This is a genomic window from Ruegeria sp. THAF33 (genome assembly GCF_009363615.1).
Classification (GTDB): Bacteria; Pseudomonadota; Alphaproteobacteria; order Rhodobacterales; family Rhodobacteraceae; genus Ruegeria.
Genome location: NZ_CP045384.1, coordinates 502,852 through 517,311, shown reverse-complemented (window position 1 = coordinate 517,311; position 14,460 = coordinate 502,852). Strand labels below are relative to the sequence as shown.

Sequence of the window (14,460 nt, the reverse complement as noted above, 5' to 3'; positions counted from 1 at the left end):
GTGATCACCCCTTCTCAGCCAGCCGCAACCGAAGTTTTGACCTGATCCCGATACCGTTCGACCGCAGCAACATCGCTTTCCGCCTCCAGCATCAGCATGAGTGAATGAAGCTGTTCAAGGTCGCGCAGTTCGACATTGATCAGAAGGCGGTAAAAATCCGGTTTGCGATCGACAAACTCGAGGTTCGAGATATTGGCCTTTTTCTCGCCGATCAATGTGCAAATACGCCCCAGAACCCCGGCATCGTTGCCAATGGTCAGATCCAGCGTCGCGCCATAGACGGCCGGGTGCGTGCCCGAGTGCCAGTGCAGATCGACCCACCGGTCAGGTTCGCCTTCGAACTCGCTAAGCCGGTCGCAATCGATGGCATGCACGACCACGCCCTTGCCCCGATAGGTGATGCCGACGATACGTTCCCCCGGCAGCGGCTGACAGCAGGGGGCCCGGTCGAACTTCTGCCCCGGCTCAAGGCCAATCACTGCACGGCGCAACGGAATGGCGTCGCCGTCGTCCTTGGCAAGTTCGGGATAGACGGCCTGAACCACCTCGTGCGCAGTCAGTTCGGCACTGCCAAGACGGGCCAGCAGCTCGTGCCGATCTTTCAGGCGCAGGTGTTTTGCCGCGGTATCCAGCGCCTTGTCGGTCGCCTTGCGGCCCACATGCTCGAACCCGGAACGCGCAAGTTCCTTGCCCAGCTTGATGAATCGTTCCCGATCCACTTCGCGCAGGGCGCGGCGAATGGCGGTACGGGCCTTGCCGGTGACTGCAATCTCCAGCCACGTGACCTGTGGCGTCTGACCATCGGCGGTAATGATGTCCACGGACTGGCCATTTTTGAGCCGCGTCCAAAGCGGAACGCGGATACCATCAACCTTGGCCCCGACACAGGCATGACCGATCCGGGTGTGAATAGCATAGGCAAAATCGATCGGCGTCGCGCCACGCGGCAGCTTCACCACGTCGCCCTTGGGGGTGAAACAGAACACCTGGTCCGAATACATCTCGAGCTTGACGGCCTCGAGGAAGTCTTCGTGATCTTCCTCGTTGTCGAACTGCTCGGTCAGATTGGAAATCCATTTGGCCGGGTCGACGGCGAACGGGTTCTCGGTGCGCACACCGTCGCGATAGGACCAATGCGCCGCGACCCCGGTTTCGGCCACGTCGTGCATCTGGCGGGTACGGATTTGCACTTCGACCCGTTTGCCGTCACGCCCTGACACAGTAGTATGGATCGAGCGATAGCCGTTCGACTTAGGCTGGCTGATATAGTCCTTGAACCGCCCCGGAACAGCCCGCCAGCGCTGATGGATCGCGCCGAGGGTACGGTAACAATCTTCCTCGGACCCGGTGATGATGCGGAAGCCATAGATGTCGGACAGACGCGAAAAGCCCTGATCCTTTTCCTGCATCTTGCGCCAGATCGAATAGGGTTTCTTGGCGCGGCCAAAAACCTCGGCCTCGATCTCGGCCTTTTCCAACTCGTGCCGCATGTCGCCGGTGATGCGGTGAATCACATCCCCGGTTTCGCGCTGCAGCGTGATAAAGCGGCGGATGATCGACTGGCGGCCTTCGGGGTTCAGGACGCGGAAAGCGAGGTCTTCCAACTCCTCCCGCATCCATTGCATCCCCATCCGGCCCGCCAGCGGCGCGTAGATGTCCATCGTCTCGCGCGCTTTCTGCACCTGTTTTTCCGGGCGCATCGCCTTGATGGTGCGCATGTTGTGCAAACGGTCGGCCAGCTTGACCAGAATGACCCGCAAATCCTTGGACATCGCCATGAACAGCTTGCGAAAATTCTCAGCCTGCTTGGTCTCGCGGCTGGACAGCTGCAGGTTGGTCAGCTTGGTGACGCCATCAACCAGCTTGGCAACCTCGTCCCCGAACAGATCGGCCACCTTGCCATAGCTGGCTTTGGTATCCTCGATCGTGTCATGCAGCAGGGCGGTAATAATCGTCGCATCATCCAGACGCTGTTCGGTCAAGATGGCGGCAACGGCAACGGGGTGCGAGAAATAGGGCTCGCCTGAATGGCGAAACTGCCCTTCGTGCATCTGTTGGCCAAATTCATAGGCCAGCGCAATGCGGTCAGCATTCGTCTTGGGATTGTAGTTGCGGACCAGCGCAATCAGATCGTCAGCAGAAATCATCCGGTCCGCACCTTCGTCTTCAGGGCTTACCCCTGCCCTTGAGCCTCCATCAGAGCGCGCAGGAGCTTCTCTTCCGACATGTCGTCCATGGCGGGTTTGTCCGTTTCGGCACCCATCAGCAGCGCCATCTGATCTTCTTCGGGCTCGTCAACCTCGATCTGGGTCTGGTTGGCCTCGATCAGGCGCTCGCGCAGTTCGTCCGCGCTTTGGGTTTCGTCGGCGATCTCACGCAGAGACACGACAGGGTTTTTGTCGTTGTCGCGGTCAACGGTAATCGCTGCACCGGCGGAAATCTCACGCGCCCGATGGGCGGCGAGCATCACCAGCTCGAACCGGTTTGGAACCTTGTCTACGCAATCTTCAACCGTCACGCGGGCCATTGGGCGCTCTCCGTTTCTGAATCCATGTCAGGAAGGGGTCTATCTAAGCGCGAATCCGCGCCTTGACAAGCAGGAAATGCTGCATTTGCACGGATCACAACGCCGTAACCGCCGCAACCTCTGCCGCGGAAAGGGTCTGGATCATCTCGCCGACCGTGCGACCCAGAACCGGATGGCGCCAGTCGGGCACGATATCGGCCATCGGCACGAGGACAAAGGCGCGATCCTGAAGGCGCGGATGCGGCAAGATCAACTGATCCGGTGCCTCTTGCCTTTGCGCGTCGGTCGGCAGGGTCCGCCAGCGATCAAACGTGGCGCGATCCGGCAGGACCTGATCTTCGAAACAGACCAGATCCAGATCCAGCGTCCGCATCCCCCAGCGCTGCACCCGTTCGCGCCCGAATTCCTGCTCCACCTCGTGCAGCACCTGCAATAGCTGCGAAGGAGACCTCTCGGTTGCAATCAGCGCCGCGGCATTCACATAGTCCGGGCCGGCCCCGGCGGGAAAGCACGGGGTGAAAAAAAAACGACTGACGGAGCGAATCACCATATCGTGACGCGATAACGCGTCAAGCGCGTTCTGAAGTGTTACAGCGGGACCATTTCCTCTCAAATCGAGATTTGCGCCCAGCGCAACAACGGCATTTGGCATGGATTTGCTCATGTGATACCCTACATTCGACCCATTGCATACTTGCGATAATCGACAGAAGTTCTAATTATAGGCGTACCAGAGCGCGTCATTTTATCACTCACTCACTCACGTAACGCGGCACGCACTGGATTATACCGGAAGGGAACATTTATGTTTTATAAAGACGAACGGCTAGCGCTGTTCATCGACGGCTCGAATCTTTATGCCGCGGCAAAAGCACTCGGTTTCGACATTGACTACAAACTTCTGCGGCAGGAATTCATGCGCCGCGGCAAGCTTCTTCGGGCCTTCTACTATACAGCGCTGCTGGAAAACGACGAGTATTCGCCGATCCGTCCATTGGTTGACTGGCTGCATTACAACGGCTTCACCATGGTCACCAAACCGGCCAAGGAATACACCGACAGCATGGGGCGTCGGAAAGTCAAAGGAAATATGGATATCGAACTTACCGTCGATGCCATGGAACTGGCGCCGCGCGTCGATCATATCGTGCTGTTCTCGGGTGATGGGGATTTCCGCCCGTTGATCGCCAGCCTGCAACGGCAGGGCGTGCGCGTATCGGTGGTTTCGACCATTCGCAGCCAACCGCCGATGATCTCGGACGAACTGCGCCGCCAGGCCGACAATTTCATCGAGCTGGAGGATTTGCGCGATGTCATCGGTCGCCCGCCGCGTGAAATGCCGACGGAGCATCGCAGCGTCGCTGTTGCCAGCAACAGCTGACAAGACGACAGGCCTGTCATGATGGGGAAAAATCGCGCGGTCAGGACATCGGTCCTGGCCGCGCTTCTTTAACAAGGTACAGGTGCTTAAACATCACCCGAGTAGCAACGATTCGTGTCAGATGAATGACAATGTCCTGTCTGGACCAAGGCCGGGAAAAGACTTACCTGTGCCTCAAGGAGACAGCCTGATGAAAAAGCCGCCACTGACACTTTACCTTGCCGCCCCGCGCGGGTTCTGCGCCGGTGTGGACCGTGCCATCAAAATCGTTGAGATGGCTTTGCAGAAATGGGGCCCACCGGTCTATGTGCGCCACGAGATCGTGCACAACAAATTCGTGGTCGACGGCCTTCGCGCCAAAGGGGCCGTTTTCGTCGAGGAATTGCAGGAATGCCCCGATGACCGCCCGGTGATCTTTTCCGCCCACGGGGTGCCGAAATCCGTTCCCGCCGAGGCTGCCCAGCGCGAGATGATCTATGTGGACGCCACCTGTCCTCTGGTTTCCAAGGTGCATGTCGAGGCGCAGCGCCACGCGGACGCGGGGTTGCAGATGATCATGATCGGCCACAAAGGCCATCCCGAAACCGTGGGCACCATGGGGCAGTTGCCCGAGGGCGATGTGCTGCTGGTCGAGACCGTGGACGACGTGGCCACGGTGCAGGTGCGTGACCCGGATAAGCTGGCCTTTGTCACCCAAACCACCCTTTCGGTCGATGACACCAAGGATATCATCGCCGCCCTTCAAGCCCGATTCCCGGCCATTGTCGGACCGCACAAGGAAGATATCTGTTACGCCACCACCAACCGGCAGGAAGCGGTGAAAGCCGTGGCCCCCAAGGCGGATGCCTTGCTGGTTGTGGGCGCGCCGAACTCATCGAACTCGCGCCGCCTTGTCGAGGTTGCCTCGCGCGAGGGGTGTCAGTACGCGCAGCTGGTCCAGCGCGCCACCGAGATTGACTGGCGCGCGCTCGAGGGTATCTCGACCGTGGCTGTCACCGCAGGCGCGTCGGCCCCGGAGGTTCTGGTAAACGAGGTGATCGAAGCGTTCAGCGCGCATTATGATGTCACCGTCGAGCCGGTCGAAACCGCCGTTGAAAACGTCGAGTTCAAAGTCCCCCGCGTGTTGAGGCAACCGGCGTGAACGGAGTGCCGAAAGCGCCTCTCTATCTGGGGCTGGCGGGACTGATCCCGTTTGTCTGGGGCGCCCTGACCTATCTGAACAGCGACCTGAATGCCTGGGGCGCGCAAACCTTTGGCCCACGTTTCGTGGGGCCTTATGTGCAACTGTTCTATGGATCGGTCATCCTCAGCTTCATGTCCGGTGTTCTCTGGGGTTTTGCCACCAAGACATCGGGCAGCAAAGCGGCCCTGTGTTATCTGTTGTCGGTTCTGCCCGCGCTTTGGGCCTTTGCCATGACAGGCGGCGGGCCGGTCAATGCGGGCACCAATCTGATGTATGGGTTCGCTGGTTTGTTGTTGCTGGATGCCCTGTTTTCCTACTGGCGCCTGACACCGGTCTGGTGGATGCGGTTGCGCATCCTGCTGACCGCGGTCGTATTGGCCAGTCTTGCAGTCGGAGTGTACCTGTGACCGATGAACGCACGATCAACGCCTATACAAACAAGGTGGCCGAATATCTGAAAATCCCCCTGCCGCCCGAGCAGCTTGAGGCCCGTCAGGCTTTTGCCGATGCGGTCGGCGCAGGCGGCTATGTACTGGATTTGGGGTCCGGGCCGGGGTCAGACAGCGGGTTCCTGATGCGTCAAGGGCTGAAGGTTCGCGCGCTGGATGCCACGCCAGCCTTTGTCGAACATGCGCGGGAAAACGGTGTGGATGCTTATCTGGGTACGTTCGATGACGTCACCGAGACGGCCGAATATGACGGTGTTTACGCCAGCTTTTCCCTGCTGCACGCGCCGCGCGCCGATTTCCAGCGACATCTGACAGCGATCCAAAGGGCTCTGAAACCCGGTGGACAGCTGTTTCTGGGGATGAAGCTGGGCACTGGTGAACATCGGGATGATCTGGATCGTTACTATTCCTATTACACGGAGGCCGAGATCGAGGAGGCCTTGAACAAGGCCGGGTTCACAATTGACCGCGCAGTCCATGGCATGGGCAAAGGCCTGGCCGGATCGTATGACGGATATATTCTGGTGTTCGCCCATGCCTGAATTGTTTGCCTATACGGATGGTGCCTGTTCCGGAAACCCCGGCCCCGGAGGCTGGGGTGTGCTGTTGCGCGCGATGGACGGGGACAGCGTTCTGAAAGAGCGTGAGCTGAACGGGGGCGAAGCCGAGACGACCAACAACCGGATGGAGTTGCTGGCCGCCATCAGCGCCCTTGAAGCGCTGGAGCGACCGTCGAAGATAACCGTCGTCACCGACAGCGCCTATGTGAAGAACGGCGTCACCGGCTGGATTTTCGGTTGGAAACGCAACGGCTGGAAAACCTCGAACAAGAAACCGGTCAAGAATGTCGATCTTTGGCAGCGTCTGGATGAGGCGCAAGAACGGCATGATGTGACATGGGAATGGGTCAAGGGCCACGCAGGCCACCCCGAGAATGAAAAAGCTGATGAGCTGGCCCGGGCCGGAATGGCGCCGTTCAAACCGAAAAAGGCACAGGCGTGACCGCGCTGACGCTGCTGGACTATGCCTCGGTTCTGATCTTCGCGTTGACGGGGGCACTGGTGGCCAGCCGTGCCCAGCTGGATCTGGTGGGATTTGCCTTCATGGCCTGCCTGACTGCCGTCGGGGGCGGCACTGTACGAGACCTTTTGCTGGACCGTCACCCGATCTTTTGGGTCGGGCAGCCGGATTACATCCTGATCGCAGTCGCGGCGTCGGTCCTGGTGTTCTTTACCGCACATCTGGTGGAAAGCCGCTATAACTGGCTGGTCTGGCTGGACAGTTTTGCACTGTCAGTGGCTGTCGCGGCCGGAACCGGCGCGGCGTTGTCGCTGGATCAGTCTGGGGTCATTGTCGTTTTGATGGGTGTGACGACCGGATGCCTGGGCGGGTTGATGCGCGATGTGGTCTGCAACGAAGTGCCGCTGGTGCTGAAACAAGGTGAGCTCTATGTGTCCTGCGCCTTTACAGGTGCCCTGACGGCGGTTCTGGCTGCCAGATTGGGGGCAGAGCCTGCGTTTTCTCTGGCTCTCTGCGCCTTGGTGTGCTGGGCGTTGCGCGCCGGGTCGTTGATGTTTGGCTGGCAATTGCCGGTCTACAAAAGCCGTCCGCCGCGCAACTGAGCCCGACAGTGGACGCCAAAGCGGCATGCTGATACCCCTTTTGAAAGCACAGCCCGGAGGCCAACGTGACACTTAGACTTGCATCCATCACAGCCTGCCTGGCCCTGCTCGCCTCATGCGGCGCGTATTACACCCCTGTCAGTTTTGTTGCGCAGGGCGACCAGATCATCGCCTCGGGCACGATTGACGAGACAACGCTGTCTGCCTTTGAGGAAGTGACAGCCCAAAACCCCGAAGCCCGCACTCTGGTTCTGCAATACATTGAAGGATCGGTTGATGATGACGCCAATGTCATCTTCGCCCGCGAAGTGCACAGGGCCGGGTTCGATACCGTTGTTCCATCGAACGGGCTGGTGGCCAGCGGTGGCACCGACCTGTTCCTGGCCGGAAACCGCCGCGTGCTGCAACCGGGGGCCTGTGTCGGTGTCCACAGCTGGGCCGGGTCGGGTCTGGTGGCGACCGACTTGCCCGAGGACGATCCAGAACATGACCGATACCTGGACTATTTCAAGGATATCGGCGTGGACGAGGAGTTTTACTGGTACACCCTGTTCGCAGCCCCGGCCGACAGTATGCACTGGATGACCACTGCCGAGGCGAACCGGTTCGATTTGTCCACCAGGGGTGCTCCGGCACTTGGGTCTGCGACGGTTTGCGACGAACGGTAAGTCAGCCGTTCAGCAAGCGCGCGCCGATTTCCTTGACGAATTTCGCGGCCACCATCGCCGTCATGCCATAGGGGTCGCGATGCGGGTTGAGCTCGACGATATCCGCCCCGACCAGCTGACCTTTGAACCGGTGGATCAGGTCGATAACCTCGCGCGTGCTCAGCCCACCGGGTTCATGGTGCGAGACGCCCGGCGCAAAGGCCGGGTCCAGCGCATCCAGATCAAGTGACAGGTAGACCGGGCCATCGAATGAAATCTGCAAGTCGGGGCGCCAGTTGCGCATGTCGATCACCTCGACCCCGAACTTGTCGGCTTGTTCGCGCTGATGAGCGTTCATGGTGCGGATGCCGACCTGCACGAGACGCTTGACCGGGCAGGTCTCCATCACCCGCGCAAAGGGGCAGCCATGGCCGAGCGGTCCGATATCCTGCGTGTCGTACAGATCAGGGTGGCTGTCGATATGCAGGATGTTCAGCCCTTCGTACCGATCCGCATGGGCCTTGATCAGCGGATAGGCCACGGAATGGTCACCGCCCAGCGACAACAGGCGCGCGCCGGTTGCGATCCGTTTCGCGGCTTCGGCCTCGATCCGGTCAATCGGTTCCTGCCCGCGCATTTCGAACACATCCAGATCGCCGGTATCCCTGAATTTGGCGCTTGCACCCAGATCGGTACCATCTTCGGCGGTCAGGTTGGCGGCACCGGAATGCAGCGCCTCGCGGATGCGTCCGGGGGCGAAGGCCGGCCCTTGCAGGAACGAGGAATGCAGATCCAAAGGAACGCCCATCAGAGCGACGTCACCCGGCTTCAAATCATGCGGCATCATTATTCCCCTTTTTCGTTGAAGGCGATCTGGACGGAGGAAAGACGCCGGGTCAAGGGGTTAACGGCGCAGGTAGGTCTGCCAGATCCAAATCACCAGCAATGCGCCCAGAACCGCCCCGACAAAACCAGACAGCCACCCCATAACGGTTACAAGAAACCGCAGCAGCATCCCTCCGATCAGAGCCCCCACGATACCGATCAGCATGGTCGTCGGGATATCCGCCTCGATCCGCATCAGGCGGGTGGCCAGAAACCCTGCCGCTGCACCGATGATGATCAGGGCGACGATTGGCATGTCACTTCCTCCAGTGGGTCGGCACGATGATCAAGGCACCAACAGAGGAAATCACCGAATCCAGCCCCGGAGGACCAAAGCTGATGCCGAACATGATGCGGACGAAATAGAACAGGAACGCCCCGCCCACACAGATGATGATGGATTGCAAATAGCCGTTATGGGTGAAACCGGTCTGTTCGGACAGATACCCGACGATCCCGGCAATCACGACAGTGCCCATCATCACCATGAACATATGGCTTTACTCCGAAGACATCCGGGTGCCGATCGGGATTGGCCAGCCCCGCAGGAACGTTTCCTTATCCTGCGCGCCTTTGCCCGCCCTTTGCAAGCGCAGCAGCTCTATGGCGCCCTGCCCGCAAGCTACATACAGATCGTCATTCAGAACTTCGCCCGGCGCGCCCTGCCCTTCGGCCAGACGCGAAGCGAGGAGTTTTACCCGGTTGCCTTCGATCTCGGTCCAGGCCCCGGGAAAGGGCGACAGGCCGCGGATCTGCCGATCGACCTCGACCGCGGGGAGCGACCAGTCCACGCGGGCCTCGGACTTGTCGATCTTGGCGGCATAGGTGACACCAATCTCGGGCTGCGGATCAGGGGTCAGGCCGGGCAGCTTTGCCAACGCCTCGACAATCAAAGCCGCGCCCATCGCCGAGAGCCGGTCATGCAGTTCCGCAGTGGTTTCCTCGGGCCCGATATCGGTGGCCTGTCGCAACAGAACGGGGCCGGTATCAAGGCCCGCCTCCATTTGCATGATACAGACGCCGGTTTGCGCATCGCCCGCCATGATCGCGCGGTGGATCGGAGCCGCCCCGCGCCAGCGCGGCAACAGGCTGGCATGAATGTTCAGGCAGCCATGAGCCGGCGCATCGAGGATGGGCTGGGGCAGGATCAGCCCATAAGCCACAACCACCGCCACATCCGCGTTCAGTGCCGCAAAACTGTCCTGTTCCTCGGCCGGTTTCAGCGAGGTTGGGTGACGCACGTCCAGACCCAGCGCCTGGGCCCGCGCGTGAACCGGTGTCGGGCGATCCTTCTTGCCCCGCCCCGCTGGGCGCGGGGGCTGGCAATAGACGGCGGCAATCTCATGCCCGGCCTCGACCAGCGCATCCAGAACCGGCACCGAGAAGTCTGGGGTTCCCATGAAAACAACGCGCATCTTTACCCCTGTTTCTTGGCTTTGCGCAGCAGCATGTCGCGTTTGACCTTGCTGAGCCGGTCAAAATACATCCGGCCATTCAGATGGTCGATCTGGTGCTGGACACTGGTGGCCTCGATGCCGACAAAATCGCGACGGTCCACCACGCCCTGCTCGTTCAGGAATTTGACAGTCACTGCACGCGGGCGTTTTACCGTGGCCGACACGCCCGGCAGGTTCGGACTGGCCTCTTCATGTTCACGCAGTTCGATCGAGCTGTGCAGGATTTCCGGGTTCGCCAGACGCACGGCCTTGCCCCGCTCGGCCGACCCATCGACCACGGCCAGACGCAACATCACTCCGATCTGCGGCGCGGCCAGACCGACACCGGGCATGGCCTCCATCGTGTCTATCATGTCCTGCCAAATCCGGCGAATGTCATCGGTGATTTCAGTCACCTCATCCGCCTTTGTGCGCAAGCGTTTGTCGGGCCAGGGCAGACAGGTGCGGACGGTCATGCGCGCGCCCGTTCACGTTTGAGCTTTTGCATCTTGCGGGTAATCATCTGCCGTTTCAGCGGTTTTAGGTAATCAATGAACAGCTTGCCGTTCAGATGGTCGATTTCATGCTGCACGCAAGTGGCCCAAAGCCCGTCGAAAGTCTCCTGTCGCAGGTTTCCCTTCTCGTCCATCCAGGTGACATCGACCACCTTGGGGCGGGTCACTTCGGCATATTGATCCGGGATCGACAGGCACCCTTCCTCGTAAACATTGTTTTCCTCGGAAGAGGCGATGACCTCGGGGTTGAACATGATCAGCGGGCGCGGGGTCTCGCCTTCTTCCTTGATGCAATCCAGCACGATCAACCGTTCCAGCACACCGATCTGCGGCGCGGCAAGGCCAATCCCGGGCGCGTCATACATGGTTTCCAGCATGTCGTCAGCCAGCGTGCGCAGCTCGTCCGTCAGGTCGGATACGGGCGCGCAGACCTTTTTCAGGCGGGGATCGGGATGGATCAGGATAGTGCGTTTCATGAGGCTGATTTAGGCCATCCCGCCCCGCGCCGCAACGCCCCCCTTGCACCTGCCCGATTTGCGGTTAGCTTTCGGTCGAGAAAATGGAGCAGACATGACTTTCAACGACCTGATCGACCGCCGGGGCACCAACAGTTCAAAATGGGACAAGATGGAGATGCTGTATGGCGTCTCGCCCGAGGACGGTCTGGCCATGTGGACGGCCGATTCCGATTACCAGACGGCACCCTGCGTGATCGAGGCCGTGCGCAAGGCTGCAGATCACGGCGTGTTCGGCTATTCATGGATGCACCCGGACTATCTGGCCTCGGTTCAATGGTGGATGAAAACCCGCCATGATTGGGAAATCGACACGGATTGGATTCTGACGACCCAGGGCTTGGGCAATGCAATCGCCCTGTCGCTGGATGTCTGGACCGATCCCGGTGATGGCATCGTGATCTTCACCCCCGTTTACCATGAGTTTGCCCACAAGGTGAACAAATCGGGCCGCCGGGTCGTGGAATGCCCTTTGGTTCGGGACGGGGAAAGTTACGGCCTGGATCTGGACGACGCCCAGTCCCGGTTGGACGGGTCCGAGAAGATGCTACTGTGGTGTTCGCCGCAAAACCCGTCGGGTCGTGTCTGGACGCCCGACGAGTTGCAGGCCGTGGCTGCGTTTGCCGAACGGAACGGTTTAATACTGGTATCGGACGAGATTCACCACGATCTGGTCTATCCCGGCGCCAAATTTGTGCCGATGGACGTGGCAGCTCCGGATGCACGTCCGTGGACCGTGACGCTGACTGCGGCGTCGAAGACCTTCAACATCGCCGGGCAGCGGACCGGCAACATGATCATTCCCGATCCCAAACTTCGCGCGGCCATGAAGCAACGGCTGCAAACATTGGACTACGATCCCGGCGCGTTGGGCGTGGCGATGATCACCGCCGCGTACAGCCCCGAAGGGGCCGAATGGGTAGATGCCCAGATCGCGCATCTGGAGGGAAACCGGCGTCTGTTCGATCAGACCATCACCGAGATTCCGGGGCTCTGTTCGATGCCCTTGCAGGCGACCTATCTGGCCTGGGTCGATTTCTCGGGCACCGGCATGGATCACGCTGAATTTGTCCGCCGGTTGCGCGAGGACGCGCGGATCGCGACATCGTCAGGCCCGGGCTTTGGCACTGGAGGAGAAACGTTTGAACGGTTCAACCTCGCCACGCAACGGGCGCGGGTCGAGGAAGCTTGCCTGCGGCTGAAACGAGCCTTCGGGGATCTGCAATAAGTACGTGCCGGCCGGGGCTTGCAAACCCTGCCCTGTTTCCACAGGTGCCGGTTGCCTTGGTTGAGGCCGCTTTGGGCCGCGCGTGCCTGTCTTTAGGCTGGCACCGCTGGCCTTTGGCATCGACCAAACCCTCAGCCAAATCGGAATACCGGTTGAAATTCGCCCCTAGTCGTCATGCCCCAGCAGGGCGATCGGCGCATCGGGCGCGCGGAAAAAGTCAAGCGGCGCACTGTCATGGGCGGCCGTGCTGCGTTTGAATTCATACCGCATCTCACCGCCTTCATCCTCATCCGCGACGATGAGGCATTGATAGAGGTGGTTGGCCCCGTCAAAGATATCAACAAGCCCGCGCAGGCGCGGCGTGGTTTCCGCTTCAACCGTAAAACCGTCTTTCCACAATTTGAGTATTTTGTAGGTATTGTCGCCCATCTCCACCCGTAAACGGCTGGCTTTTTTCAATGTGGCGATTCGGGCCGCGTCCAACTCGGCGCGTATTTCCTTTGAAACATAGGTACTCATTAATCCGTTCCCCCGTGAATGACTTCTATTGTGCGGGATAAGTTGTAAAAATCCAGTGAACCACGTCACAGAAACACGATCCGGCCGAGGTTTGTTGCACAGAAATCCCGAACTCGACTGTGCGCGGATGCAGAGCATTTGCGCGGGCGCTCGCATAGGAAGATGCAAGCCCTGGCCCTATGTTTTTTGAAACGCACATGCGGAGGAAAAGACATGGGCCTGCTGGTCGACGGAAAATGGCACGATACCTGGTATGATACCAAATCCACGGGTGGTGCATTCAAGCGCAGCGCCGCGCAGTTTCGCAATTGGTTGACAGCTGACGGTGAGGCGGGGCCATCAGGCAAAGGCGGGTTCAAAGCAGAACCCGGGCGCTATCATCTTTATGTCAGCTATGCCTGCCCCTGGGCCCATCGCACGCTGATCTTTCGCGAGTTGAAAGGGCTGAGCGATCTGATCTCGGTGTCGGTCGTGCATCCGGACATGCTGGATCAGGGTTGGACCTTTGAAACAGACGCCCACGGCGCGACCGGAGATGACCTTTACGGGCTGGGCTTTGCACACCAGATCTATACCAAAGCCGATCCAGCCTATTCGGGGCGCGTTACCGTGCCGATCCTGTGGGACAAACGGCAGGAAACCATTGTGTCGAACGAAAGCTCGGAAATCATCCGCATGTTCAATTCGGCCTTCGACGGGGTCACCGGCAATACCGATGATTACTGGCCCGAAGCGATGCGCGCTGAAATCGAAGAGGTCAACGCGCGCATCTATTCAGACGTCAACAACGGCGTCTACAAGTCCGGCTTTGCCACCTCGCAAGCGGCCTATGACGCCGCCGTGGGCCCGTTGTTCGACACGCTGGACTGGCTAGAAGATCGTCTGGCCCGGAACCGTTACCTGATGGGGGATCGGATCACCGAGGCTGACTGGCGGCTGTTTACGACGCTGATCCGCTTTGATCCGGTCTATCATCTGCACTTCAAATGCAACAAGCGGCGCCTGATCGATTACCCGAACCTATGGGCCTATACGCGTGAACTGTACCAATGGCCCGGCGTGGCGCCCACCGTGAACATGAACCATATCGTGCGCCACTACCACTACAGCCATGACGGCATCAATCCGCACCGGATCATTCCGGTGAACCCGGTGCTGGATTACACAGAACCGCACCGCCGCGATCAGCGCCCTGCTGCGTAATGCTCGACCATCGCCGCCAGATCCTCTGGCGGTGTTTCGCTTTGCACATAAGCACAGGCGTTCGGGCTGTGGGCAAATATCGATCCATCCGAGAAGAAGGTGGTGTTGGTCACAAAGATCACCCGCGCCTGGGGGCGGCGATAGCTTGCAAAATCGGCCACGGCCAATGCACTTCCGGTTTCCAGAACCAGATCCAGCACGATGATTTCGAAATCCGTGCCGTACAGCGCCAGAATGGCGGCTTCCTGCGTCTCGACCAGCGTGACCTCGGCGCCCTGCCGTTCCAGATGCCTTTTCCAGACCCGACCAAGGTCGGGATTACTCTCAACAATCAGAACTTTCATTTGCAA

The 14,460-nt window shown here is 59.7% G+C and carries 20 protein-coding genes; 9 read left to right on the top strand and 11 right to left on the bottom strand.

Annotation, left to right across the window (positions count from 1 at the left end; translation table 11 throughout):
• Nucleotides 1-14: 14 nt before the first annotated feature.
• From FIU92_RS02630 to folK, 3 genes are all read right to left on the bottom strand, one after another.
• Nucleotides 15-2,147: a bifunctional (p)ppGpp synthetase/guanosine-3',5'-bis(diphosphate) 3'-pyrophosphohydrolase gene (locus FIU92_RS02630; RefSeq protein WP_152457076.1), complete on the bottom strand. Its 2,133-nt coding sequence runs from the start codon at nt 2,145-2,147 to the stop codon at nt 15-17.
• A 26-nt stretch (nt 2,148-2,173) separates the two neighbouring features.
• On the bottom strand, nt 2,174-2,527 hold the full coding sequence (gene rpoZ, locus FIU92_RS02625; RefSeq protein ID WP_117869873.1) for a DNA-directed RNA polymerase subunit omega: 354 nt from the start codon (nt 2,525-2,527) through the stop codon (nt 2,174-2,176).
• Nucleotides 2,528-2,621: 94 nt separating this feature from the next.
• Complete coding sequence (folK, locus tag FIU92_RS02620) at nt 2,622-3,191, bottom strand: 2-amino-4-hydroxy-6-hydroxymethyldihydropteridine diphosphokinase (RefSeq protein WP_152457075.1); 570 nt, start codon at nt 3,189-3,191, stop codon at nt 2,622-2,624.
• Between the two features lie 141 nt (nt 3,192-3,332).
• On the opposite strand from folK, the gene FIU92_RS02615 reads away from it, so the two are divergent.
• The 7 genes from FIU92_RS02615 to FIU92_RS02585 all read left to right on the top strand — a co-directional run bounded on the left by FIU92_RS02615 (nt 3,333) and on the right by FIU92_RS02585 (nt 7,830).
• On the top strand, nt 3,333-3,908 hold the full coding sequence (locus tag FIU92_RS02615) for an NYN domain-containing protein (RefSeq protein ID WP_117869875.1): 576 nt from the start codon (nt 3,333-3,335) through the stop codon (nt 3,906-3,908).
• A 190-nt stretch (nt 3,909-4,098) separates the two neighbouring features.
• Nucleotides 4,099-5,049 (top strand): 4-hydroxy-3-methylbut-2-enyl diphosphate reductase, encoded by a 951-nt coding sequence (ispH, locus tag FIU92_RS02610; RefSeq protein ID WP_152457074.1) that lies wholly within the window; start codon nt 4,099-4,101, stop codon nt 5,047-5,049.
• Entirely contained in the window at nt 5,046-5,498 is a 453-nt protein-coding gene (locus FIU92_RS02605) for a DUF3429 domain-containing protein (RefSeq protein ID WP_152457073.1), read from the top strand. Before ispH ends, FIU92_RS02605 begins: the two co-directional genes overlap by 4 nt.
• Nucleotides 5,495-6,082 (top strand): class I SAM-dependent methyltransferase, encoded by a 588-nt coding sequence (locus tag FIU92_RS02600; protein WP_152457072.1) that lies wholly within the window; start codon nt 5,495-5,497, stop codon nt 6,080-6,082. Before FIU92_RS02605 ends, FIU92_RS02600 begins: the two co-directional genes overlap by 4 nt.
• Nucleotides 6,075-6,542 (top strand): ribonuclease HI, encoded by a 468-nt coding sequence (gene rnhA / locus FIU92_RS02595; protein ID WP_152457071.1) that lies wholly within the window; start codon nt 6,075-6,077, stop codon nt 6,540-6,542. The genes FIU92_RS02600 and rnhA overlap by 8 nt, the downstream gene beginning before the upstream one ends.
• Nucleotides 6,539-7,162: a trimeric intracellular cation channel family protein gene (locus FIU92_RS02590; protein ID WP_152457070.1), complete on the top strand. Its 624-nt coding sequence runs from the start codon at nt 6,539-6,541 to the stop codon at nt 7,160-7,162. Before rnhA ends, FIU92_RS02590 begins: the two co-directional genes overlap by 4 nt.
• A 65-nt stretch (nt 7,163-7,227) precedes the next feature.
• Complete coding sequence (locus tag FIU92_RS02585) at nt 7,228-7,830, top strand: alpha/beta hydrolase (protein WP_152457069.1); 603 nt, start codon at nt 7,228-7,230, stop codon at nt 7,828-7,830.
• 1 nt (nt 7,831) lies between these two features.
• Here the strand turns inward: FIU92_RS02585 and speB are convergent, their stop codons facing one another.
• From speB to def (FIU92_RS02555), 6 genes are read right to left on the bottom strand one after another with little or no spacing between them, the layout of a single operon-like run.
• The gene (speB, locus tag FIU92_RS02580; RefSeq protein WP_152457068.1) at nt 7,832-8,653 is read right to left on the bottom strand and encodes an agmatinase; all 822 of its coding nucleotides are present in this window, start codon (nt 8,651-8,653) and stop codon (nt 7,832-7,834) included.
• A gap of 60 nt (nt 8,654-8,713) precedes the next feature.
• Nucleotides 8,714-8,950: a GlsB/YeaQ/YmgE family stress response membrane protein gene (locus FIU92_RS02575; RefSeq protein WP_152457067.1), complete on the bottom strand. Its 237-nt coding sequence runs from the start codon at nt 8,948-8,950 to the stop codon at nt 8,714-8,716.
• A gap of 1 nt (nt 8,951) precedes the next feature.
• Nucleotides 8,952-9,188, bottom strand: coding sequence for a hypothetical protein (locus FIU92_RS02570; RefSeq protein WP_152457066.1), 237 nt, complete (start codon nt 9,186-9,188; stop codon nt 8,952-8,954).
• A gap of 6 nt (nt 9,189-9,194) precedes the next feature.
• Nucleotides 9,195-10,109, bottom strand: coding sequence for a methionyl-tRNA formyltransferase (gene fmt / locus FIU92_RS02565; RefSeq protein WP_152457065.1), 915 nt, complete (start codon nt 10,107-10,109; stop codon nt 9,195-9,197).
• 2 nt (nt 10,110-10,111) lie between these two features.
• On the bottom strand, nt 10,112-10,606 hold the full coding sequence (gene def / locus FIU92_RS02560) for a peptide deformylase (protein ID WP_152457064.1): 495 nt from the start codon (nt 10,604-10,606) through the stop codon (nt 10,112-10,114).
• On the bottom strand, nt 10,603-11,121 hold the full coding sequence (gene def / locus FIU92_RS02555; RefSeq protein WP_152457063.1) for a peptide deformylase: 519 nt from the start codon (nt 11,119-11,121) through the stop codon (nt 10,603-10,605). The genes def (FIU92_RS02560) and def (FIU92_RS02555) overlap by 4 nt, the downstream gene beginning before the upstream one ends.
• 94 nt (nt 11,122-11,215) lie before the next feature.
• On the opposite strand from def (FIU92_RS02555), the gene FIU92_RS02550 reads away from it, so the two are divergent.
• Nucleotides 11,216-12,388: a MalY/PatB family protein gene (locus FIU92_RS02550; protein ID WP_152457062.1), complete on the top strand. Its 1,173-nt coding sequence runs from the start codon at nt 11,216-11,218 to the stop codon at nt 12,386-12,388.
• Between the two features lie 165 nt (nt 12,389-12,553).
• On the opposite strand, the gene FIU92_RS02545 is transcribed toward FIU92_RS02550, so the two are convergent.
• The gene (locus tag FIU92_RS02545) at nt 12,554-12,907 is read right to left on the bottom strand and encodes a hypothetical protein (RefSeq protein ID WP_152457061.1); all 354 of its coding nucleotides are present in this window, start codon (nt 12,905-12,907) and stop codon (nt 12,554-12,556) included.
• 213 nt (nt 12,908-13,120) lie between these two features.
• Between FIU92_RS02545 and FIU92_RS02540 the strand changes: the two genes are divergently transcribed.
• Nucleotides 13,121-14,110 (top strand): glutathione S-transferase family protein, encoded by a 990-nt coding sequence (locus FIU92_RS02540; RefSeq protein WP_152457060.1) that lies wholly within the window; start codon nt 13,121-13,123, stop codon nt 14,108-14,110.
• On the opposite strand, the gene FIU92_RS02535 is transcribed toward FIU92_RS02540, so the two are convergent.
• A complete protein-coding gene (locus FIU92_RS02535) occupies nt 14,092-14,454 on the bottom strand; it encodes a response regulator transcription factor (protein ID WP_117869888.1) in 363 nt (120 codons plus the stop codon). The two genes, FIU92_RS02540 and FIU92_RS02535, sit on opposite strands and share 19 nt — an antisense overlap.
• Between the last annotated feature and the right edge of the window lie 6 nt (nt 14,455-14,460).